21 protein-coding genes are annotated in these 22,602 nt (G+C 60.7%); 10 read left to right on the plus strand and 11 right to left on the minus strand.

Translation table 11 applies throughout. The features are described from left to right. The first annotated feature begins 78 nt into the window (after positions 1-78). From rdgC to sugE, 3 genes are all read left to right on the plus strand, one after another. Positions 79-999 (plus strand): recombination-associated protein RdgC, encoded by a 921-nt coding sequence (gene rdgC, locus V3W39_RS10835; RefSeq protein ID WP_330212621.1) that lies wholly within the window; start codon positions 79-81, stop codon positions 997-999. Between the two features lie 162 nt (positions 1,000-1,161). Further along, positions 1,162-2,127, plus strand: coding sequence for a bile acid:sodium symporter family protein (locus V3W39_RS10840; protein WP_177122108.1), 966 nt, complete (start codon positions 1,162-1,164; stop codon positions 2,125-2,127). Positions 2,128-2,232: 105 nt separating this feature from the next. Further along, positions 2,233-2,547: a quaternary ammonium compound efflux SMR transporter SugE gene (gene sugE / locus V3W39_RS10845; protein ID WP_078741662.1), complete on the plus strand. Its 315-nt coding sequence runs from the start codon at positions 2,233-2,235 to the stop codon at positions 2,545-2,547. A 109-nt stretch (positions 2,548-2,656) separates the two neighbouring features. Here sugE and V3W39_RS10850 read toward each other — a convergent pair whose 3' ends face one another. From V3W39_RS10850 to V3W39_RS10865, 4 genes are all read right to left on the minus strand, one after another. Beyond that, positions 2,657-4,531 carry an MFS transporter gene (locus V3W39_RS10850; protein ID WP_330212622.1) on the minus strand — a complete coding sequence of 625 codons (1,875 nt, stop codon included), beginning with the start codon at positions 4,529-4,531 and terminating at the stop codon, positions 2,657-2,659. 83 nt (positions 4,532-4,614) lie between these two features. Beyond that, positions 4,615-5,769 carry a TDT family transporter gene (locus V3W39_RS10855; RefSeq protein ID WP_330212623.1) on the minus strand — a complete coding sequence of 385 codons (1,155 nt, stop codon included), beginning with the start codon at positions 5,767-5,769 and terminating at the stop codon, positions 4,615-4,617. 106 nt (positions 5,770-5,875) lie between these two features. Then, complete coding sequence (locus V3W39_RS10860) at positions 5,876-6,187, minus strand: cupin (protein ID WP_177048523.1); 312 nt, start codon at positions 6,185-6,187, stop codon at positions 5,876-5,878. A 41-nt stretch (positions 6,188-6,228) separates the two neighbouring features. Then, complete coding sequence (locus V3W39_RS10865) at positions 6,229-7,422, minus strand: MFS transporter (protein ID WP_177078249.1); 1,194 nt, start codon at positions 7,420-7,422, stop codon at positions 6,229-6,231. A 91-nt stretch (positions 7,423-7,513) separates the two neighbouring features. Here V3W39_RS10865 and V3W39_RS10870 point away from each other — a divergent pair, with 91 nt between their 5' ends. Then, the gene (locus tag V3W39_RS10870; RefSeq protein ID WP_177048527.1) at positions 7,514-8,059 is read left to right on the plus strand and encodes a TetR/AcrR family transcriptional regulator; all 546 of its coding nucleotides are present in this window, start codon (positions 7,514-7,516) and stop codon (positions 8,057-8,059) included. Positions 8,060-8,712: 653 nt separating this feature from the next. Here the strand turns inward: V3W39_RS10870 and V3W39_RS10875 are convergent. The 4 genes from V3W39_RS10875 to V3W39_RS10890 all read right to left on the minus strand — a co-directional run bounded on the left by V3W39_RS10875 (position 8,713) and on the right by V3W39_RS10890 (position 11,897). Then, entirely contained in the window at positions 8,713-9,492 is a 780-nt protein-coding gene (locus tag V3W39_RS10875; RefSeq protein WP_003217229.1) for an ABC transporter permease, read from the minus strand. Then, positions 9,489-10,421, minus strand: coding sequence for an ABC transporter ATP-binding protein (locus tag V3W39_RS10880; RefSeq protein WP_177042728.1), 933 nt, complete (start codon positions 10,419-10,421; stop codon positions 9,489-9,491). The genes V3W39_RS10875 and V3W39_RS10880 overlap by 4 nt, the downstream gene beginning before the upstream one ends. 135 nt (positions 10,422-10,556) lie before the next feature. Then, entirely contained in the window at positions 10,557-11,180 is a 624-nt protein-coding gene (locus tag V3W39_RS10885) for a glutathione S-transferase family protein (protein WP_201124968.1), read from the minus strand. Positions 11,181-11,237: 57 nt separating this feature from the next. Then, positions 11,238-11,897 carry a transglutaminase-like domain-containing protein gene (locus tag V3W39_RS10890; RefSeq protein WP_330212624.1) on the minus strand — a complete coding sequence of 220 codons (660 nt, stop codon included), beginning with the start codon at positions 11,895-11,897 and terminating at the stop codon, positions 11,238-11,240. Between the two features lie 192 nt (positions 11,898-12,089). On the opposite strand from V3W39_RS10890, the gene V3W39_RS10895 reads away from it, so the two are divergent. Both V3W39_RS10895 and V3W39_RS10900 read left to right on the plus strand, forming a co-directional pair. After that, positions 12,090-14,537 carry an acyl-CoA dehydrogenase gene (locus tag V3W39_RS10895; protein WP_177121613.1) on the plus strand — a complete coding sequence of 816 codons (2,448 nt, stop codon included), beginning with the start codon at positions 12,090-12,092 and terminating at the stop codon, positions 14,535-14,537. Between the two features lie 74 nt (positions 14,538-14,611). Further along, positions 14,612-15,019, plus strand: coding sequence for a PA2817 family protein (locus V3W39_RS10900; RefSeq protein WP_003217220.1), 408 nt, complete (start codon positions 14,612-14,614; stop codon positions 15,017-15,019). Between the two features lie 132 nt (positions 15,020-15,151). Here V3W39_RS10900 and V3W39_RS10905 read toward each other — a convergent pair whose 3' ends face one another. Continuing rightward, positions 15,152-16,084: a LysR family transcriptional regulator gene (locus tag V3W39_RS10905; protein WP_330212625.1), complete on the minus strand. Its 933-nt coding sequence runs from the start codon at positions 16,082-16,084 to the stop codon at positions 15,152-15,154. Positions 16,085-16,175: 91 nt separating this feature from the next. Between V3W39_RS10905 and V3W39_RS10910 the strand changes: the two genes are divergently transcribed. Next, complete coding sequence (locus V3W39_RS10910) at positions 16,176-16,802, plus strand: alanyl-tRNA editing protein (protein WP_177135083.1); 627 nt, start codon at positions 16,176-16,178, stop codon at positions 16,800-16,802. Here the strand turns inward: V3W39_RS10910 and V3W39_RS10915 are convergent, their stop codons facing one another. Then, positions 16,803-18,377 (minus strand): alkaline phosphatase D family protein, encoded by a 1,575-nt coding sequence (locus V3W39_RS10915; protein ID WP_330212626.1) that lies wholly within the window; start codon positions 18,375-18,377, stop codon positions 16,803-16,805. Beyond that, positions 18,374-18,949, minus strand: coding sequence for a GNAT family N-acetyltransferase (locus V3W39_RS10920; RefSeq protein WP_330212627.1), 576 nt, complete (start codon positions 18,947-18,949; stop codon positions 18,374-18,376). The genes V3W39_RS10915 and V3W39_RS10920 overlap by 4 nt, the downstream gene beginning before the upstream one ends. A 189-nt stretch (positions 18,950-19,138) precedes the next feature. Here V3W39_RS10920 and V3W39_RS10925 point away from each other — a divergent pair, with 189 nt between their 5' ends. The 3 genes from V3W39_RS10925 to V3W39_RS10935 are packed head-to-tail and all read left to right on the plus strand — an operon-like array spanning position 19,139 to position 22,587. After that, positions 19,139-19,546, plus strand: a complete 408-nt coding sequence (locus V3W39_RS10925; RefSeq protein ID WP_177042736.1) for an ExbD/TolR family protein — start codon at positions 19,139-19,141, stop codon at positions 19,544-19,546. Between the two features lie 2 nt (positions 19,547-19,548). Next, positions 19,549-20,280, plus strand: a complete 732-nt coding sequence (locus tag V3W39_RS10930; protein WP_177079829.1) for an energy transducer TonB family protein — start codon at positions 19,549-19,551, stop codon at positions 20,278-20,280. A gap of 24 nt (positions 20,281-20,304) precedes the next feature. Then, a complete protein-coding gene (locus tag V3W39_RS10935; RefSeq protein WP_177079828.1) occupies positions 20,305-22,587 on the plus strand; it encodes a TonB-dependent receptor in 2,283 nt (760 codons plus the stop codon). Positions 22,588-22,602 lie beyond the last annotated feature (15 nt).

Raw genomic sequence — 22,602 nt, forward strand, 5'->3', positions numbered from 1 at the left:
AATGGCTTAGCGAGGGTTGGCCTATGGCGCCATGAGGAGAATAATGCCCCCCTTTGTATATAAGGAGAGACTCACCCCATGTGGTTCAAAAACCTGCTTATCTATCGCCTGACCCAAGATCTGCCTGTTGATGCCGAGGCGTTGGAAACTGCACTGGCCACCAAACTGGCGCGCCCTTGTGCAAGCCAGGAGTTGACCACTTACGGTTTCGTCGCCCCTTTCGGTAAAGGCGAAGACGCGCCTCTGGTGCACGTCAGCGGTGATTTCCTGCTGATCGCGGCGCGCAAGGAAGAACGTATCCTGCCGGGTAGCGTGGTGCGTGACGCGGTGAAGGAAAAGGTCGAAGAGATCGAAGCCGAGCAAATGCGCAAGGTCTACAAAAAGGAACGCGACCAGATCAAGGATGAAATCATCCAGGCTTTCCTGCCGCGCGCGTTTATCCGTCGCTCGTCGACCTTCGCCGCCATCGCGCCGAAACAGGGCCTGATCCTGGTGAACTCGGCCAGCCCGAAACGTGCCGAAGACCTGCTGTCCACCCTGCGTGAAGTGATCGGCACCCTGCCGGTTCGTCCGCTGACCGTGAAGACCGCGCCAACCTCCATCATGACCGACTGGGTCACCACCCAGAAGCCGGCCGATGACTTCTTCGTGCTCGACGAGTGCGAACTGCGTGACACCCACGAAGACGGCGGCATCGTGCGCTGCAAGCGCCAGGACCTGACCGGCGAAGAGATCCAGCTGCACCTGACCACCGGCAAAGTCGTGACCCAATTGTCCCTGGCCTGGCAGGACAAGCTGTCCTTCATGCTGGACGACAAAATGACCGTCAAGCGCCTGAAGTTCGAAGACCTGCTGCAGGATCAGGCTGAACAGGACGGCGGCGACGAAGCCCTGGGCCAACAAGACGCCAGCTTTACCCTGATGATGCTGACGTTCGGCGACTTCCTGCCCGCGTTGGTGGAAGCCTTGGGCGGTGAAGAGACCCCACAGGGCATCTAAACACCAGCCTTATGTGGACACAGTCAATGTGGGAGCTGGCTTGCCTGCGATGCGGGCACCTCGGTTTATCAGGAGAAACCAGGTGATGCTATCGCAGGCAAGCCAGCTCCCACAGTTGATCGGGTTAGCACTTCCAGCATTCTAATAACAAGGACCCTCCCCATGCGTGCACTCGCCGCCTTGAGCCGTTTCGTCGGCAACACCTTCGCCTACTGGGTGCTGATTTTTGCCGTGCTCGCGTTCCTGCAACCGGCCTGGTTTATCGGCCTCAAAGGCGCCATCGTGCCGCTGTTGGGCCTGGTGATGTTCGGCATGGGGCTGACCCTCAAACTTGAAGATTTCGCTGAAGTCGCGCGCCACCCGTGGCGCGTGGCATTGGGTGTGGTCGCGCATTTCGTGATCATGCCTGGCGTTGCCTGGCTGCTATGCCAGGTCTTCCACCTGCCGCCGGAAATTGCCGTCGGCGTGATCCTCGTCGGCTGCTGCCCAAGCGGCACGTCCTCCAACGTCATGACCTGGCTGGCCCGGGGCGACCTGGCGCTGTCGGTGGCGATCGCCGCCGTCACCACCCTCCTCGCCCCACTGCTGACGCCCGCGCTGATCTGGCTGCTGGCTTCGGCCTGGTTGCCGGTGTCGTTCATGGAGTTGTTCTGGTCGATCCTGCAAGTGGTGTTGCTGCCGATCGTGCTTGGCGTGGCGGCGCAGCGACTGCTGGGCGCCCGAGTGCGGCATGCGGTGGAGGTATTGCCGTTGGTGTCGGTGGTCAGCATCGTGGCGATCGTTGCCGCGGTAGTGGCCGCCAGCCAGGCGAAGATTGCCGAGTCGGGCCTGCTGATCATGGCGGTGGTGATCCTGCACAACAGCTTTGGTTTCCTGCTGGGCTACTTCACCGGCCGCGTGTTCGGGCTGCCCCTGGCGCAACGCAAATCCCTCTCGCTGGAAGTGGGCATGCAGAACTCCGGCCTGGGCGCTGCCTTGGCGAGCGCGCACTTCTCGCCACTGGCCGCAGTGCCGAGTGCGCTGTTCAGTGTCTGGCACAATATTTCCGGGGCATTGCTGTCGACGTACTTCCGGCGGATGAGCGAAAAGGAAGACCGCGATCAGTTGGCGCACAAGTCCGAAACTTGATCACCTGATCAATATTCGGCACTCTAGCGACCTTCGCGGGGACGACCTCGCGACGCCATCAAGCGATTAATCAGGGGACGACCCCACCTTGCAAGGGAGGTCATCATGTCCTGGATCATTCTGTTTTTTGCCGGACTGTTTGAAGTCGGTTGGGCCGTCGGACTGAAATACACCGACGGTTTCAGCAAGCCACTGCCCACGGCCCTGACCATTGCCGCCATGGCCATCAGCCTTGGCCTGCTGGGGCTGGCCATGAAGGAGTTGCCGCTGGGCACCGCCTATGCCATCTGGACCGGTGTCGGTGCAGTGGGCACGGTGATTGCCGGGATTATCCTGTTTGGGGAATCCATGGCACTGTTTCGGCTGGCCAGTGTGGCGTTGATCATTTGCGGGCTGATCGGGCTCAAGGTCAGCGCTTAGGCCACTACCGCTATCGCGGGCAAGCCCGCTCCCACAGTTGGAATGTGTTCACACATCAAAATGTGGGAGCTGGCTTGCCTGCGATGGGGCCAGGGAATCCAACAAAAAACTACCTGACACTCCCACGTAACTTCCCCACCACCCCATGCAACGCCTCGGGCGTCGCCGCCTCCACCGTCACCGGCGCGCCGGCCACCAGCGTCACCCGTGACCAGATGCGGTGAAAGAAACCCTTGTTCGGGTCACGACTGAAGAAACTCCCCCACAACCCCTGCAACGCCATCGGAATCACCGGCACCGGCGTCTCTTCAAGAATCCGCGTCACCCCGCTCCGGAACTCGTTCATCTCGCCATCAGAGGTCAACTTGCCTTCCGGGAAGATGCACACCAACTCGCCGTCTTTCAAATACTGGGCAATCCGCTGGAAGGCCTTTTCGTAGATCTGGATATCCTCATGCCGCCCGGCAATCGGCACCGCCCCGGCGGTACGGAAAATGAAGTTCAACACCGGCAGGCGGTAGATCTTGTAGTACATGACAAAGCGAATCGGCCGACGCACCGAACCGGCAATCAGCAGCGCATCGACAAACGACACGTGATTACACACCAGCAGCGCCGCGCCCTCGTCCGGAATCAGCTCAAGGTTTTTATGCTCGACGCGGTACATGGAGTGGCCCAGCAGCCAGATCATGAAACGCATGGTGAACTCGGGCACGATCTTGAAGATGTAGGCGTTGACCGCGATGTTCAGCAGCGACACCACCAGGAACAGCTCTGGGATCGACAGCTTGGCCACGCTCAGCAGCAGGATCGACACAATCGCCGAGACCACCATGAACAGCGCGTTGAGAATATTGTTGGCCGCGATCACCCGCGCCCGCTCGTTCTCGGCAGTACGCGACTGGATCAGCGCGTACAACGGCACGATATAGAAGCCGCCGAATACGCCGAGGCCGAGGATATCGAACAACACCCACCACGCCTGGCCGTAGCTCAGCACCTCGATCCAGTCGTTGGCCTGGACGTTCTGCGGGAAACCGCCGGAATGCCACCACAGCAGCAGGCCGAACACGGTCAGGCCGAAGGAACCAAACGGCACCAGACCGATTTCCACCTTACGCCCGGACAACTTCTCGCACAGCATCGAGCCCAGGGCGATGCCCACCGAAAACACCGTGAGGATCAGCGTCACCACGGTCTCATCGCCGTACATCCACTCCTTGGCGTAGGCCGGGATTTGCGTCAGGTAGATCGCGCCGACAAACCAGAACCACGAGTTGCCGACAATCGAGCGCGACACTGCCGGCGTCTGCCCCAGGCCCAGCTTCAAGGTAGCCCAGGACTGGCTGAAGATATTCCAGTTCAGGCGCATCTCGGGGCTGGAAGCCGCCGCCCGCGGAATGCTGCGGCTGGCCAGGTAGCCCAGCACCGCAATCCCCACGATGGCCGTCGAAACCACCGGCGCGTAATGGGTGGAGGACATCATGATCCCGGCGCCGATGGTGCCGGCCAGGATCGCGAGGAACGTGCCCATTTCCACCAGGCCGTTGCCGCCCACCAGCTCATCCTCATGGAGCGCCTGGGGCATGATCGAGTACTTCACCGGCCCGAACAGGGCCGAATGCGTGCCCATGGCAAACAGCGCCAGCAGCATCAGTTCCAGGTGGTTGAACATGAAGCCCACCGCGCCCACCGACATGATCACGATCTCGCCGATCTTGATCACCCGGATGAGCGCGTCCTTGTTGAATTTCTCGCCAAATTGCCCGGCCAGGGCCGAGAACAGGAAGAACGGCAGGATAAACAGCAAGGCGCACAGGTTGACCCAGATCGAGCGGTCGCCCTCGATGGTCAGCTTGTAGAGAATCGCCAGGATCAACGACTGCTTGAAGATATTGTCGTTGAACGCCCCGAGGGACTGGGTAATGAAGAACGGCAGGAAGCGCCGTTTGCGCAGCAAAGTGAATTGCGAGGGGTGGCTCATCGTCCGTGTTCCTGCGTGGCCTGAGACTGTTATTGCCTTTAGGCTGTTATAGAAAGTCAGGCCACGACTTTACCTAATCCCGATTACTTATTCGCTAGTCCTGCAATGCAGGGCGATACAAAAAGCTCGCCTTTATAGGCGCCCTGCACAGTGCGCTTGGCCACGATCAACCACATCAGCGCCAGCGCCGCCACCAACCCACAGCCTGCGATGCTGAAAAAATTCAGGTGCAGGGTGCTCGCCAGCTTCAGCGTGGCCAGCGAGTACACGCCCAACGGGAAGGTAAATCCCCACCAGCCGAGGTTGAACGGAATGCCGGCCCGCAGGTAACGCACGGTGATCAGCACCGCGATCAACATCCACCACAAGCCGAAGCCCCACAGGGTTATGCCGGCGATCAGACCAATACCATTGGCCATTTCACCGACGCCGGGCAAACCGTTCGCCGCAAAGATGGCCGGCGCATCACCGCCCAGCACCAGCATGCCCAGGGCGCCGGTGCCGATAGGGCCGAGCGCCAGCCAGCTCGACGCGGCCATATTGGCGTGGGGCAGTTTATGCAGGGCCATGCGCAGCATCAGGATGGTCAGGATGCTGAACGCCACCGGCAGCGAAAACGCCCACAACACGTAGCTGGTCACCAGCATCACCAGTTGCGAATGAGCGTCGGCCAGGTGCGGCGCCAGCAGGCCACCGCTGGCGGCGGCCACTTCGGCAGCCACCACCGGCAACAGCCACACGGCAGTCATCTGGTCGATGCTGTGTTCCTGGCGGGTGAACATCATGAACGGGATCAACACTCCGCAAGCCAGTGCCATCGCCACGTCCAGCCACCACAGCACTTCGGCCAGGTGCACCACGCCGCCGCCCCAACGTGGGAGACCGAACAGCAGGAAGCCATTGATGATGGTCGCCAGGCCCATGGGGATGGTGCCGAAGAACATCGATACCGTGGAATGCCCGAAAATGCGCCGGGCCTCGTGGAAGAACATCACCCAGCGCGCCGCATACAGCACGCTGAACAACACAAACAGGCCGATGGTAAACAGCCACAGCCCTTCGGCCACGGCATGCAAGCCCGGCACGTTGACCGGCAATTGCGCCAGCGCCAACGCCAGCACCCCGGTGCCCATGGTGGCGGCGAACCAGTTGGGGGTGAACTGGCGAATCACTTCCCGGGGACGGGTCAGGTGACTGAAAGGTTTCAAGCGGCTGTGAAGCGTATTCGGGCAAGTCATGGTGAATTCCTCTTCCTCGCATGAGGTTGAGACCATGGTAGAACCGAATCGAATATCTATATAACGGGTAATATCTCTAACTGTTATCTGTTTTGCAGATATACAGTTAAACGCTGCCTTCAGATTCAATCACCAGGATCCGCGCCGGGCCCTGTGGATGAGCCACATGCTCGGTGCCGACGCTGGCATAGAAGATGTCGCCTACCTGAAGCAAGGCCATCTGTTCGGCGCCATTTTCGCGGTAGTGCATCTGCACCTGGCCATCGAGCACAACGAACACCTCTTCCCCATCGTTGACGTGCCAGCGATAGGGCTGGTCGGTCCAGTGCAAACGGGTGGTGATGCCGTTCATGTTGGCGATGTCCAGCGCCTCCCAGGCGCGGGTGCCGGTGAAGTCTTTGCTGCGGATGATCTTCATGGATGAATCCCAAGGCATACAGGTGGCGGATTATTACCGAATCAACTGCCCGCCGTCGCCCTGCTCCTGGCCAGATCCTGCAACAGCAGCGCCACCAAAGCGCCGAGCGCCAGTACGATCAGCACTACGCCATAACCGTCCGTGGTGGCGATCAAGCCGAAGCTGCGGGTGAGGTTGCCCGCCAGCAGCGACGGCACACAGAACGCCAGGTAACTCAGCACATAGAACGCCGACATCAAACCGGCCCGTTCATGGGGCAAGGCCAACGGCAAGACGCTGCGCAGTGCGCCGAGGAATCCCGAGCCAAAGCCGCCGCCGGCAATCAGCGTGGCGACAAAAAACAGCGGCAGGCTGGCGCTGTGGACGGCTGTGAGGATCAGCGCAACCCCCACCGCCAGCAGTACCGCGCCCAAGCGCAGGACCTTGTCCGCCGGGCGGTTGCGCAGGCTGAAGATCATCACCGCACCACTCAACGTCAATACCGCGACAAGCCCGCCACCGATCAGGTTCGAGGTGGAGCCGGTCGCCGCCCGCACCAGCGAGGGCGCAAGGGACAGGTAAAAGCCGCCCATGGCCCACACCGCCACGTCCACCGGCAACGAGATCCACAACGCACGCCGCGCCTGGGGCGGCACATGCAAGGTGGGCCACAGCGAGGCCAGCGCGCCGGGAATCCGGCTGACCGTTTCCGGCAGGCGCCAGACGTAGAGCGCCTGGGCCAGCATCAAGCCGAGCAAGGTCCAGTAGATCAACGTGGTCGGCATCGGCGCGAACTCCACCAGCAGGCTGCAGCCCATGGCGCCACAGGCCATGCCCAGCAAAGGCGCCACGCTGTTGACCAACGGGCCTTGCTGGCGGTCGGTGTCGAGCAGCGCGGCGCCCAATACGGCAGTGGCCATGCCGGTGGCAAAGCCTTGTACCGTGCGGGCTGCAATCAGCCAGCCGACGCTGTCGGCATTGATAAACAGCAGCATCGCCAGCATATCCAGGAGCAGCGCGGCGAAAATCACCGGCTTGCGTCCCAGGTGGTCCGACAAAGAACCTACCGTCAGCAACGCAGCCAGCAGGCTCAAGGCGTAGATGCCGAACACCAGGGTCAGCATCGCAGCCGAAAAGTGCAGGCCTTCCTGATAGAGGTGGTACAACGGCGTCGGCGCGCTGGAGGCGGCGAGGAACGTCAGCAAGGTGATCGCCAGGAACACCAGGCTGGAACGATGGGAAGTAACGCTGGACATGGGCACGCTCCGCTAAAGCTAATATTTTGCTTTTGCTGAGTGTGCTACTGGAGGGCGCTTAAAGCAAATTCTTTGTGTTAAGGTTTTACGCATGGCGATAAAAGAAGGCCTCCGCCCGGGGGGCCGTAGTGCCCGGGTACAAGAATCCGTTCATTCTGCTGTGCGTGAATTGCTCGAGGAGCAGGATCGCTCCAGCGTGACTGTGCCGCAGATAGCCACGCGCGCCGGCGTCACACCTTCGACCATCTACCGCCGCTGGGGTGACCTGGCTGCGCTGCTGGCTGATGTCGCCATGGCTCGTCTGCGTCCGGACAGTGAGCCGGCCAACACTGGCAGCCTGCGCGGTGACCTGCGGGCCTGGGGTGAGCAATATCGCGATGAAATGAGTTCGGACCTGGGTCGCGAGATGATGCGTGATGTGCAATGCAGCCAGGCGCCGGGGTATTGCGTGGGGATTCTCACCGGGCAGTTGGAGATGATTCTGGATCGCTATCCGGGCGACGCTGAAACTGCGCCCAGTGTGGACCGGCTGATTAACCTGATCGTGGCGCCCACCGTGTTTCGCAGTCTGTTTTCTACCGTGCCGCTGCAGGTGGAAGAGCTGCATGAGTTGATTGAGTTGGCTTTGCGGCGGTGAGTGGGGGTTGTGGGTTGGGTGTATATCCGTTTTTTGGGTGATGGCCGCCTATGGTTCCGCTCTTACAGCGGCTCACTTTTGAACAGCCGGAATGCCGGCCCAGTCAAAAGTAAGCAAAACGCTCTTGCCCCACCACTCGGCACCTCGCCTAGGCTCGGTGTGCCCGAACGCAGGCAGCGTGGTTTAACGGGGCGCCTAAGATCAAGATCAAAAGCTACAGCGGGCACGATCCCCTGTAGGAGCTGGCTTGCCGGCGATGGTCGTTAACGATGACGCTGGCGTCCTGAATGAACGCGGCGTTCTCAGGTTCTTCGCCGGCAAGCCAGCTCCTACAGAAAAGCGGCTTTTGATCTGGCTTTTAACACTCAGGTCGGCTTTCAGGCCGCCGTGCTTGTGATCTTGATCTTGCTCTTGATCTGACTGCCCCACTCAGCCCGAGGCCGAACGCAGGGATTGAGAGCGGGTAAACCGGCAGGACGCCGGTTTAGCCGCGACGGGGCAGAGCGTTTTGGTTACTTTGCCGCTTTTTTGCAAAGTGACTCGCTGTAAGAGCGAAACCATAAGCTGCCGTTACCTAAACAACGGATATGCCCCCAACCAAACACAAAAAAAACGGCCTCATCTGAAGGCCGTTTTTCATTACACCTCAACGCTTAGGTGCGCATCCCACGCCCACTCACCAGCAACCGCGCACAGCCCACATACAGCACCACAGTTGCCACCAGCATAAACGTAATCGCCACACTGATCTTGATATCCGACACGCCCAAGATGCCGTAACGGAAGGCGTTAACCATGTGCAACACAGGGTTGGCCAACGACACCGTCTGCCAGAACGGCGGCAACAAGGTGATCGAATAAAACACCCCACCCAGATACGTCAGCGGCGTCAGCACAAACGTCGGAATAATCGAAATATCATCAAAGTTGCGCGCAAACACCGCGTTGATGAACCCCAGCAACGAAAAAATCGTCGCCGTCAGCACCACCACCAGCAGCGTGATCCCAAGGTGATGCACCTGCAAATGGGTAAAGAACAGTGACAGCAGCGTCACGATCACCCCGACCATCAACCCGCGCAGCACGCCGCCCAGGGTGTAGCCGATCAAAATCGTATGAGGTGACACCGGCGATACCATCAATTCCTCGATGGACCGCTGAAACTTGCTGCCAAAAAAGCTCGACACCACGTTGCCGTAGGAGTTGGTGATCACCGACATCATGATCAACCCCGGCACGATGTACTCCATATAGGTGAAACCACCCATGTCACCAATCTGCCGGCCAATCAGGTTGCCGAAGATCACGAAGTACAAAACCATGGTGATCGCCGGCGGCAGCAGAGTCTGCGGCCAGATCCGGGTAAAGCGCTTCACTTCGCGGTAGACGATGGTCTGCAGCGCGACGAGGTTGGGTTGCAGTTCCGAACTCATACCGCCACCTTCGCCAGATTTTTCTCCACCAGGGACACGAACAACTCCTCGAGGCGATTGGTTTTGTTACGCAGGCTCAGCACTTCGATGTTCTGGGTGGCCAACTGGCCGAACAACGCGGTGATGCCCACGGCTTTGTCTACCTGGACTTCCAGCGTGTGGCTGTCCACCAGGCGGTTCGGGTAGCCGATCAACTGCGGTGGCACGGACATGTTGTTTTTCAGGTCGAGCAGGAAGGTCTCGACGTGCAACTGGCTCAGCAAGTTACGCATGCTGGTGTTTTCGACGATGGTGCCGTGGTCGATGATGCCGATGTTGCGGCACAGCTGCTCAGCCTCTTCCAGATAGTGCGTGGTGAGGATGATGGTGATGCCTTTCTGGTTCAGTTCGGTGAGGAACGTCCACATCGAGCGACGCAGCTCGATATCCACGCCCGCCGTCGGTTCGTCGAGAATCAGCAGGCGCGGTTCGTGCACCAGGGCGCGGGCGATCATCAGGCGACGCTTCATGCCGCCGGACAGCGAACGCGAAGGCACGTCGCGCTTGTCCCACAGCCCCAGTTGGGTGAGGTATTGCTCGGCGCGTTCCTTGGCGATCTTCGGCGGGATGCCGTAGTAACCGGCCTGGGTCACGACGATGTCGAAGGTCTTTTCAAACTGGTTGAAATTGAACTCCTGGGGCACCACGCCAATGCTGCGCTTGAGCGCCGCCGGGGATTTGTCCAGGTCGTGGCCAAAGATATTCACCGTACCGGTGGTCTTGTTGACCAGGGTCGAGAGAATCCCGATGGTGGTGGATTTGCCGGCGCCGTTGGGGCCGAGCAAGGCGAAGAAATCACCTTCGGCGACGTCCAGATCGATACCACTCAGGGCCTGGAAACCGTTGCCGTAGGTTTTGGTTAGCTGCCGGATGGACAGAGCGGAACTCATATCGGATTACGCACCAAAGAAGAGGAATAGAATTGTTACATGAGGGCAGACCGCACGGAATACAACGGCTGCGCGTGACAAGCATGGTGCTTGTCCGCGCCGCACAAGTACAGTCACCCGTATTAATAGTGGGTATCAGGTCAACGCGGTCATGACCGATTTCTGATACGCCGGGCGCGCACGCAGGCGCTGGTACCAGGCCTCAAGGTTAGGCATCGACGGGCGTTCGATGGGCATTTCGAACCAGGCATAAATGAAGCTGCCCAAGGGGATATCACCCATGCCGATCTCGCTGCCGGACAGGTAAGGTTGCACGGCCAAGGCCTGATCCACCGTCTGCAAGACATCGATGCAGGCCTGGCGACCGGCATTGATGGTGTCCCAGTTCTGCTTTTCAGCCGGGGTTCGCAACACGCCCCAGAACACGGTCTTGAACGGTTCGGCCAGGGTCGAGGTGGTCCAGTCCATCCACTTTTCGGCATTGGCCCGGGCTTGCAGGTCGCTGGGGTACCAATTCGAATCCGGCGCATGTTTGGCGGCCAGATAACGCACGATGGTGTTGGATTCCCACAGCACAAAGTCGCCATCTTCAATCATCGGCACCCGGCCGTTGGGGTTCAGTGCGCGGTATTGCGGCGTGTCGACCACACCAAAAGCCCCGCCCGCATCAATTGCCTCATAGTCCAGGCCGAGTTCCTCGGCGCACCACAGTGCCTTCCTGACATTTGACGAATTTTTACGACCCCAGATTTTCAGCATGACCGCCCCGATTTTGAAAAAGATGGTTGGATGAATGCCGGGGCAGCATACGCCGGATCACGCCCGGCTTAAATCACTCTGCATGTCCCCCAACAGGATCGGCATCTGCTCGCCAAACAGGTGCGGGTAACATTTCTGCAGGTGGGCGAAGAAGAATTCCTCGGGCACCTCGGCAAATTGCCCATGGTCCACCACGTACTCCATGGAGCGCTGGCCCTTGCGGTTGAAGGCGTGGAAAACACTGTCGTGGATGCCGTCGAAATCCAGCGGCGGCACGTCGAACAGTTCGCACAGCTGCTGGTTGAAGGCGGGCGTGGCTTTCACCCAGCGGCCATCCAGATACAGCTCGGTGTAGCCGTGCATGGCAAATACGTCACTTCTGAGCAGTTCGATCAAACGTGGCGTCGACAAGTGGTTGCGCACGTCGGCCAGGCCGATACGCGCTGGAATGCCGCAGTGCCTTGCGCACCCTGCCAGCAGCGTCGCCTTGGGCACGCAATAACTCTCGCCGGCGGCCAGGGCGAAGCTGCCGGTGAGGGTTTGCGGGTCGCGGCTGAAGGTATAGGGGTTGTAGCGCACCGCCTCGCGCACGGCGTAGTAAAGACTGACTGCCTGGTCACGGGGTGCGGCACTCGAACCGCGATGTTTTTCGGCGAACTCCACCACCGCAGGGTGGTCACTATCGATGAAGCGGCCGGGATTCAAGTACGCATTCATGAGGTTAATCTCCGAGGCAAGCCTGGAGTCTAACCACCGCCTGCGAGCTGCGATAACGACGATTCGGCCAAATGTCGGCGCCTGATGGCGAACTTCCCCCGGCACACCACGTAACACCCTCGTCACCCTGCTTTTTCGGATGCCGACTAAGCTCAGAGGTGATTTCGCACCTGGTTTCACGGAGGATTGAATATGCTGTTGTTGTGGATACTGGTTCTGGTGGTCGGCGTTGCCTACCTGGCACACCGCCGCACCGCGCCCCTGCCCGCCATAGGCGTGGTGGCCGTCTACCTGTTGGCAATGGGCGCCTTCAGCCATGCACCAGGCTGGTTGCTGCTGATCTTCTGGGTGCTGATCGCCGTGGTGGCCGCCCCGCTGCTGCTGCCGGACCTGCGCCGCAAGTACTTCACCGCGCCGCTGTTCAACTGGTTCCAGAAAGTCCTGCCGCCGATGTCCGAGACCGAGCGCGACGCCATCGACGCCGGCACCGTGTGGTGGGACGGCGAGCTGTTCAGCGGCCGTCCTGACTGGGACAAGTTGCTGGCCTACCCCAAGGCGCAACTGACCGAAGAAGAACAAGCCTTCATCGACGGCCCCACTGAAGAACTGTGCGCGATGGTCACCGACTGGGAAATCGGCCAGGCCATGGACCTGCCGCCGGCGGCCTGGGAACACATCAAGCAGCATGGCTTTTTTGCCCTGATCATCCCCAAGGAATTCGGCGGCAAGGGTTTCTCCGCCTACGCCCACTCCCAGGTCGCGATGAAACTGGCGACCCGCAGCGGCGACCTCGCCTCCACCGTCATGGTCCCCAACTCCCTGGGCCCGGCCGAATTGCTGCTGCACTACGGCACCGATGAACAACGCAACCATTACTTGCCCCGCCTGGCCCGTGGTGACGACATCCCGTGCTTTGCCCTGACCGGCCCGCTGGCGGGCTCCGACGCGGGCTCCATGCCCGACACCGGGGTGATCTGCAAAGGCGAGTGGGAAGGCAAGGAAACCCTTGGCCTGCGCCTGAACTGGGAAAAACGCTACATCACCCTCGGCCCGGTAGCGACCTTGCTCGGCCTGGCTTTCAAGGCCCATGACCCGGACCATCTGCTGGGCGACGAAGAAGACCTCGGCATCAGCCTCGCGCTGATCCCCACCGACACCCCCGGCGTTGAAATCGGCCGCCGCCACCTGCCCCTGGGCGCCGCGTTCATGAACGGCCCCAACTCCGGCAAGGACGTGTTCATTCCCCTGGACTTCCTGATCGGCGGCCAGGAAATGCTCGGCAAGGGCTGGATGATGCTGATGAACTGCCTCTCGGTGGGCCGTTCGATTTCCCTGCCCGCCGTCGGCACTGGCGCCGCCAAGTTCACCAGCCTGGTGACCGGCCAATATGCCCAGGTGCGCGAGCAGTTCAACGTACCGCTGGCCGCCTTTGAAGGCATCCAGGAAGCCCTGGCGCGCATCGGCGGCAACGCGTGGTTGATGGACAGCGCGCGGATGCTCACCGCCAACGCGGTCGACCTGGGGGAAAAACCCTCGGTACTGTCGGCGATCCTCAAGTACCACCTGACCGAACGCGGCCGCGAGTGCATCAGCCATGCAATGGACGTGCACGGCGGCAAGGGCATCATCATGGGGCCCAACAACTACCTGGGCCGCAGCTGGCAAGGCGCGCCGATCTTCATCACCGTGGAAGGCGCGAATATTCTCTCGCGCAACCTGATGATCTTCGGCCAGGGCGCGATCCGCTGCCATCCGTTCGTACTCAAGGAAATGGCCCTGGCCGGCCGTGAAGACCATGACCAGGCGCTGAAGGAATTCGACGGCCTGCTGCTGCAACACATCGGCTTTGCCGTAAGCAACGCCGCCAGCACCCTGGTGCTGAACCTCGGTTTTGGTCACTTCGAAAAAGCCCCGGGCAACAGTTTGAGCCAGGGCTACTTCCGCGCACTCAACCGCCAAGCCGCAGCGTTTGCGATGCTGGCAGACCTGAGCATGATGCTGCTGGGCGGCGAACTGAAACGTCGCGAACGCCTGTCGGCACGTCTGGGCGATGTGCTGAGCCATATGTACCTGGCATCGGCAGCGCTCAAGCGTTACCACGACCTGGACTCGCCAGACCACCTGCGCCCGCTGTTCGCCTGGGCCATGGAAGAAAGCCTCGGCCACTCCGAGCGTGCTCTGGATGAATTGCTCACCAACTTCCCGAGCAAGGTGCTGGGCTGCCTGCTGCGGGTGATCGTGTTCCCGTTCGGCCGTCGCCATAAGGGCCCGTCCGATGCGCTGGATGCTGAAGTAGCCGCCGTGATTGGGCGTGCCAAGGGCGACCCGGCACTGGAAGCGGTGCTGGCTGGCTGCTATCGCCCGCAATCCGCCGAGGACCCGGTGGGTGCCCTGCAACATGCCTACGACCTGTTGGCCGACAGCCATCCGTTGCAGAAAAAACTCCACGAAGGCCTCAAGAGCGGCCAGGTCAAACCTACCGCTGGCGAACACGCCATCGACGCCGCGCTGCATGCCGGCGTGCTGCAACCGGCTGAGGCGCAGACCCTGCGTGACGCTGAAGCGGCGCGGCGCAAGGTGATCGACGTGGATGATTTCAGCAAGGAAGAGCTGAGCCAGGCTGAGGGAAAAGTCCGCTGAACCCAGCGGTCATATAAAAACGGGCGCTTGAGCTATATACTCTCGCGCCCGTTTTGCTCTTGAGGACTTATCTCGTGTCCAACGTCGTTGCCGATCATCTCGTCTTGCTCGACCACCTGCGCAGCATCCTGGTTGCCGTCGGCGAAGCCGAACAGGTTCCCGAGGAAAGCCACCTCCTGTTCCTGGAGCGCTTCGATGAACTGCGCGCCCTGCTGCCGATCGACCCGATCGAAAGCCAGTACCTGGGTCAGGACATGATGAGCCAGGTCATCCTGCGCTACCCGCAAATTGCCCACCTGGTGCCGCGCGACCTGCTGTGGTTCTTCGGTGGCGATTGCCTGCACTTCATGCCCGATGACGAACTGGACCTGTACCAGGCCCTGGAAGAACGTCGCTTTGAAGCTGAACAGAACGACGAACCGTTCGACTGGAACCAGGAAAAGCAGTTGTTGGCCATGTCCAATGACCAGCCAAAGCACTGATGTAAAAAACGCTGAAGATCAAAATATGTGGGAGCTGGCTTGCCTGCGATGCAGGCGGCTCGGTGTGTCAGTCACACCACGGCGTTGCTATCGCAGGCAAGCCAGCTCCCACACAAATCCGCTGCCACATTCCTACCGTTTATTCAGCGTCGGCTCCTTAGCCATGCACTCCACCAGATAATCAATAAACACCCGCAACTTCGGCGGCAGATACCGCGTCGGTGAATGCAGCAACCACGCATCCCCGTGGTACGACGCAATAAAATCCCACTCCGGCAACACCTGCACCACCTCCCCCGCCTCCAGCGCATGCCGCGCCGTGAAGTACGGCAAGCTGCCAACCCCCACGTGCTGCAACACCGCATCCAGCCGTACCCCGGTGTGATTGGCCGCGTACCGCCCGCGCACGCCCACCGTCACCGCCTTGCTGCCCTGGCGAAACTTCCAGCGCGCATCCCCCGGCGTCTCGCCCAAGTAGATGCAACTGTGCTCCAGCAAATCATGGGGATGCCGGGGCGTACCGTTCTCAGCCAAGTACTGCGGCGTGGCGCAGACCAAGTGTTCGATGGGCAGCAGTTGGCGCCCCACCAACCCCGGCGGCGGGCTGTCGGTGATGCGGATGCTCAGGTCGACATTGTCATCAATCAAATCCACGTGCCGGTCCTCCAGGATCAGTTGCACATCGACCTTGGGGTAACGCCGCAAAAACTCCGGCATATGGGGATGCACCACAAACCGCCCCACCGCCTTGGGCACACTGACCCGCACCAAGCCTTCTGCCTCATGGGTGTATTGCCCGCTGATTTCCATCACCGAGCGCGCGGCGCTGAGCATTTCCTGGCAGCGCTTGAACACCTCTTCACCGCCTTCGCTCAGGCGCAGCTTGCGGGTGGTGCGTTGCAGCAGGCGCGTCGCCAGGGCCTTTTCCAGGCGCGAGATACTGCGGCTCACGGATGACGGCGAAGCACCCAGTTGCCGCGCGGCTTCGGAGAAGCTGCCGGTTTCCACCACCTTGACGAAAATCGCCATTTCACCCAGCAGCGGCAAGGGAAGATTGATGCTCATGACGCACAAGTCCATTGAGATTTGAACGGATTATCACCCATTGGCGCACTTCTTATACTGCCCAATAGAAACCCTGATGCGGATGTAAATGATGACCCAGCGCCTGTTTTTTACCCATGACCACCTGAATGCCGAACTCGAAGTGCTGGGATGCACACCTTCTGACAACCAGTTTGCCGTGATCCTGCAGTCAACGATCTTCCATCCCCAAGGTGGCGGCCAGCCTTCCGACACTGGCTGGCTGGGGGAAAGCCAAGTACTGAAGGTGGTGCAGGAAGGCGATCATGTCGTGCATTACGTCGACCGCCCCGTGGCACTGGGCACGATACAGGCACGCGTCGATGAAGAACGCCGCACCCTGCACACGCGCCTGCATTCGGCCGGGCACCTGATCGGCAATGCCGGCGAAACCCTGGGCTGGATGCCGATCAAGGCCCATCACTGGCCCGGCGAAGGCAAGATCACCTTTATTCGCGGCACCTCGGCCCAGGCCATGGACGCGCAAGCGATTCAACAGCGCGTCGACCAATGGATTGCGGCCAACCTGCCACGCCATATGACGCTGGATGACGGCACCCGGGAAGTGGGTTTTGGCGAACTGCCGGCCTATGCCTGCGGCGGCACCCATGTGCAGGCCCTGGGGGACGTGGGCCAGGTAACGATCCTGGCCCTGTCCGAGAAAAAAGGTGCATTGTCGGTGCGCTACAGCCTCGACTGACTAGACCGCAATCGCCCCCGCCCTGCCCGGCTCCACCACAAATGACTTGAGGGTCGAGACACTGGCATGTGGGTCCCGGGGATCGGAAATCACCCGGAAGTTCGTCAGCATAGTCTTCTCCTCAAGTGCCACCGACACATAGCCGCGCTGGCGGCTGTCGAAAAACTTCACATGGGGGTTAAGCGGCAGGATCGAACTGAAGGCCTCGAATGGCGGCCCGTCGGAGGTCACCGACGTGCCGACGAACTCGGTGGCGATTACCGGCGAGTCCGGGTTATTGGCATCGGTGTGCAGGTCGGTGGTCCAGAACGAGTGAATATCACCGCCCCAGAACACCGGATTATTCACCCGGCGGCGCTCGATAGAGGCCAGCACCCGCTCGCGGGTCGCGATATAGCCATCCCAGCCATCCGTCCAATGGCCCAGCGCCTTGCTCTCGGGGTCACGTTGAATCAGCGGCGCCACCAGCAGGTCCTGGGCGATCACGTTCCACTGTGCCCGGGACTCGGCAAAGCCCCGGTCCAGCCACGCTTCCTGCTCCCAGCCAAGCATGGTGCGCCGGGGGTTGCGCAGGTCAATGCAGCTGTCATCCGCGATATGCCCCTTGCGACTGCCGTTTGCTGAAATACACGGTTGCTCGGAGCGATACTGCCGGCCGTCCAGCACGTGGAAACGTGCCAGTCGCCCGTAGTCCAAACGCCGATAGACACGCATGTCCGGCCCGCGCGGCAGGCTGCTGGCCCGCAGCGGCATATGTTCATAGAACGCTTGGTAAGCCGCTGCACGCTGCTTGAGAAACGCCGCCACCGGAATGCTCGGGTCCTGGGACCACTGGCTGGCGTAGTCGTTTTGCACTTCGTGATCGTCCCAGGTCGCCACGCTGGGCGCCGCAGCATGCAGCGCCTGCAAATCCGGATCGGTCTTGTACAGGGCGTAGCGGTTGCGGTAATCCGCAAGATTCAGCGCATTGCCGCTGCCGTGGGGACGAATGATCTTGCCGGAGTCGGCCGCATAGGAACTGTCGTAGATGTAGTCACCAAGGAAAAACACCAGGTCCGGCTGCTCAGCGGCCAAATGGCGATAAGCGCTGAAGTAGCCTCGCTCCCAATGGGAACAGGAGACAAAACCCAACCGGGCCGACGCCATGGCATGCAACGCTGGCGCCGTGCGCGACTGGCCTACCGGGCTTTGCGCACCGAGGCCTTCAAACTGGTACCAGTAAGGCCGGCCTGCCTCCAACCCGGCCACTTCCACATGCACCGAATGGGCGAAACGCTCGCGGGCCATGACCTCACCCCGACGCACAATGTGGGTCATCGCCGCATCACTGGCCACTTTCCAGCGTACCGGCACCGCCCGGCTCAATCCGCCGCGGCCATCTGCGGCATTGAACAGCGGCGCGAGGCGTGTCCAGATCACGAAACCATCGGGCAATGGATCGCCTGAAGCCACCCCCAGGGTGAAGGGATAGTCGATGCCCGCACTGCGGGCGAACGGGCTGAGGATCGAAAACGCCGTGGCAACCGCCAGGCCGCCCAGGACCCTGCGGCGACCTGGGTCTGGCAGATGGCTCATAGCGGGTACTCGCTGGGTTCGAGCGGATTCTGCCAATCCTTGCGCAATACGCCGAACATCGACAGGTCTTCGTAGACCCCGTCCTTGAGGAAAGCGCCTTGCTGGCAGCCCTCGTAACGCAAGCCGATTTTCTGCATCACCCGGGCCGACGCTTTATTACGGGTAAAACACTGCCCTGCGATACGGTGCAGCGCCAATTCGCTGAAGCCAAAGTGCATCAGCCCACAGGCGGCTTCGGCGGCGTAGCCACGGTCACGGCAATGCGCCGCCATCCATCCACCCAGCAGCCCGCTGTGATGATTGGCCGACAGGCGAATGCTGGCCATCCCCACGAACTCTTGCGTTTCCCGCAGGTGAATGCCGAGGCCCAGCGCCGTCCCCGAACGATACTTTTCTTCAAGTTCACCGATAAACGCGTGGGCCACGTCAAGGGTATAGGGCGATGGGATAGTCGCAGTGTTTTCGGCAATCAGCGGCCCGTTGGCCAGGGCACAAAGCAGCTCGGCCTGGTCCTTGTGTAACGCTTTCAACACCAATCGCGGCGTGGATAAAAAAGGTAGGGCAACGCTCATGACAGAGGGCTCTGGAAATAAATTCTCCCAGAATGTACGCGCACCGTGTCAGTTTCATTACGTACATAAATAATCCGCATGCCTGCTTGTGAGTGCCGTAATAGAGCCTTAAAAGCTTAAATTAATGTTAACCATTCGGTCATTTTTCGTTGCTAGCGTGTCGCCCCTAATCAACAACGGGGTAGCGGCATGAGAACTTGGGATGAACCCAAAAAGCGCAAGGCACACATCGAACTGATCCCGATGATCGACGTGATGATGTTTCTTTTGGTGTTTTTTGTACTGGTGAGTTTGAACGTGATTCCCGCCCTGGGCATGAAGACACAATTGCCGAGCGCCAGCAGTTCACAGCAGCTCAAGCCACAAAATAAATTCATCTTGACCCTGGGCCTGGACGGCCAGCTGCAGCTCGATGGCAAGGACATGACGGTCGACGCGCTGGTGCCTGCACTCAAGGCCGGCGAGAAGCCAGACACCAAGTCGACCATCATCGTCAACAGCGACAAAGGCGTGGAAGTGTCGCGCCTGGTTGAAGTCATGGACACCCTGCGCCTGGGTGGCTTTACCTCCGTCTCCATCGCCACGAAAAAGTCCTGATCATGTATGCCTTGTTTCGTGCGCGTCGGCTGCTGGGCAGTGTCCCGGCCCTGATCGCCCTGGTGCTGATTGCACTGGGTATCCAGTCCCAACCCCTGAAAATCCAGCCGCAGTACGACGAGTCGGCGGTTGAACTCGCCCTGGTCGAGCCCGAGCCGGAAGTGGTGCCCGAGCCCGTGGTTGAAGAACCTCCGCCACCGGTGATCGAAGACGAAGAGGCCGAGCCTGCCCCGCCGCCTCCACCACCCAAGCCAGTGCCAAAACCACTGCCAAAACCTGAGCCAAAACCAAAACCGGTCCCCAAGCCGGTGGCCGCCAAACCAACGCCAGCACCTGCGCCGGCCCCGGTCGCCGCCAAGCCCGTGCAAGCCGCTCCCGCCCCTACCCCGGCACCCGCCGCGCCACCGGCACCGCCGAAAGTCGACGGCCAGGCGCTGGAAGGCGGTTACCTCAAGGGTTTGCGCAACGAGCTGGACACGTACAAGCAATACCCCACCGGGCGCCAGGCGTCCCTTGAACGCCCCAGCGGCGAGGTGGTGGTCTGGTTAATGGTGGACCGCCAAGGCCGCGTCCTCGACTCCGGGATCCAGACCCCGGCGCCGAGCATGCTGCTCAACCGGGCCGCCACCAACAGCCTGCGCCGTATCAAGCAGGTGAAACCGTTCCCCGAACAAGCCTTCGGTGGACGTAACGAGCAGCGCTTCACCGCCACCTTCAACTACAGCGTGCAATAAGCACACACCACCAGGACGACAGTGATGAAGTTCACCCGGATTCATCTGGCACTCGTTGCCGCGACGAGCATGACCCATGGAGTGGTCATGGCAGACACCAGCGACAGTGACGTCGGGACTATTGGGGTACAGGGCAAGGCAACCGCGGGGGGCGGTTACATGGTCCAGGAAGAGAGCGCGAAGGGCCGCTCGACCATCACCAAGGAAGCGTTGGACAAACAGACCGCCACCGGCAACGCGATCGACAAGCTCAAGTACACGCCGGGCCTGAACATCTCCAGCGAAGACAACACCGGCCTCTCGGGTTTCCGCTTCACCATGCGCGGCATGAACTCCGACCAGGTGGGCATGTCGGTGGACGGCATGCCGATCAACGACTCCGGCAACTACGCGCTGTACTCCAACCTGTTGGGCGACCCTGAAAACATCGACCAGATCTTCGTCACCCAAGGCTCGTCGGAAGCCGACGGCCCGCACATCGGTTCCAGCGGCGGCAACATCGGCATCGTGACCATTCGCCCCACCAAGGAAACCGGTGCCTTCGTCAAGCAAGTGGTCGGCAGCAACGCCACCCGCAAGACCTTTGCCCGCCTCAACACCGGTGAAGTCAACGGCCTGAGCAACTGGCTGTCGGCCTCCCACACGGAAGGCCAGATGTGGCGCGGCTCGGGTGCCGTGCGCGCGGACAAGGTGGAGTGGAACAGCTTCTTCGACGCCGGCAACGGCAACACCGCCAACCTGATCCTCAAGTACCACGAGCAGGACAACAACAGTTACAGCCAGTTGACCAAGTCACAGTTCCAGCAGTATGGCCGCAAGTACGACCCGTACCCGGCGACACCGGCGGTGGGCTCCAACGGCAAGATCAGCAGCTACTACGACCTGGCGCAGAACCCGTTCCAGACCTTCACCGCCGTACTCAACACCCAGTACAAATTGAGCGACAACCTGTCCCTCTCGGTGATCCCGTATTACTACTACGGCAACGGCAGCGGCGTGGGCTCCTCCGCCTACGCGCTGAACAGCGGCTCGAACAAGGGCGGCGTGTTCGACCTCGGCAACCTGCCGACGCAGGCTCAATACAACGCCGACGGCTCCGCGACGACCGGCGTCTACTACCGCCCTTCGCGCACCCAGACCTGGCGCCCGGGCATTACCACCAAGCTGAACTGGGACCTGGGCGACCACAGCCTGCAATTCGGCTACTGGTACGAACGCGCCCGCCAAAGCCAGACCCAACCGTTCATTGCCCTCAAGAACAACGGCAAGCCAAGCGACACCTGGCCTGACGGCAACTCCGTGGTCGACGCCAACGGCAACACCGTACAAGGTCGCGACCGCTATACCGTGACCCCGGCGCAGAAAGTCTGGGCCCAGGACACCTGGTACATCAATTCGGACTGGACCCTGATCGCCGGCCTTGCCTACATGAATGTCGAACGTGAAGGCACCAACCACGGCAGCCTCACCGAGCAACCGGGCAAAGCCGACCAGACCTACAACAAATTGCTGCCCAACGCCGGCCTGAAATACCAGATCGACGAGCGTGACCAGTTGTTCTACAGCCTGTCGCGCAACATGCGTATTCCGCAGAACTACGTGCTGTACGACAAGGGCGTGGGTTCGCTCGACTCCAAGCCGGAACTCAGCTGGAACCAGGAACTGGGCTGGCGCTACACCGGCGAAGACAGCACCCTCGCCGCCACCCTGTTCTACATGCAGTTCAAGAATCGCCAGTTGACCTCCCTGGACAGCAACGGTGATTCGGCCGACATCAACGCCGGCACCGTCATCAACAAAGGCCTGGAGCTGGAGTGGAGCGGCAAGCTGCCGCACAACTTCAACTACTACACGTCCTACACCTACACCAGTTCCAAGCAGCAGGACGATTTGACGGTGTACAGCGCCGGCAAGCCGATCGTCTTGCCCACCAGTGGCAAGCAGTTCGCCAACGTGCCGACCAACATGCTCGCGGCAAACATCGGGTATGACGACGGGCGCTTCTACGGCACCTTCGGCGGCAAGTTCACCAGCAAGCTCTACGGCGACCTGACCAACGACGAAGCCATCTCCGCCCGCACCATTTTCAACCTCGGCGCCGGTATCTACCTGCCGGTGGACAAGAAAGTGGTCAAGGACGCAACCCTGCGCCTGAACGTCGACAACCTGTTCGACAAGAAGTACCTGGACGGCGTGTACACCACCAAGACCAACTCGGCGAGCTACAGCGGTTTCCGCGATGGCGACCCGGCTTACATCGTTGGCCTGGACCGCACCGTAACCGTTTCCCTTGAAGCCAATTTCTAACTGCGAGGCTCAGAA

Origin of the sequence: Pseudomonas sp. Z18(2022), assembly GCF_036346535.1 — a bacterium.
GTDB classification, from domain to species: Bacteria; Pseudomonadota; Gammaproteobacteria; order Pseudomonadales; family Pseudomonadaceae; genus Aquipseudomonas; species Aquipseudomonas yamanorum_A.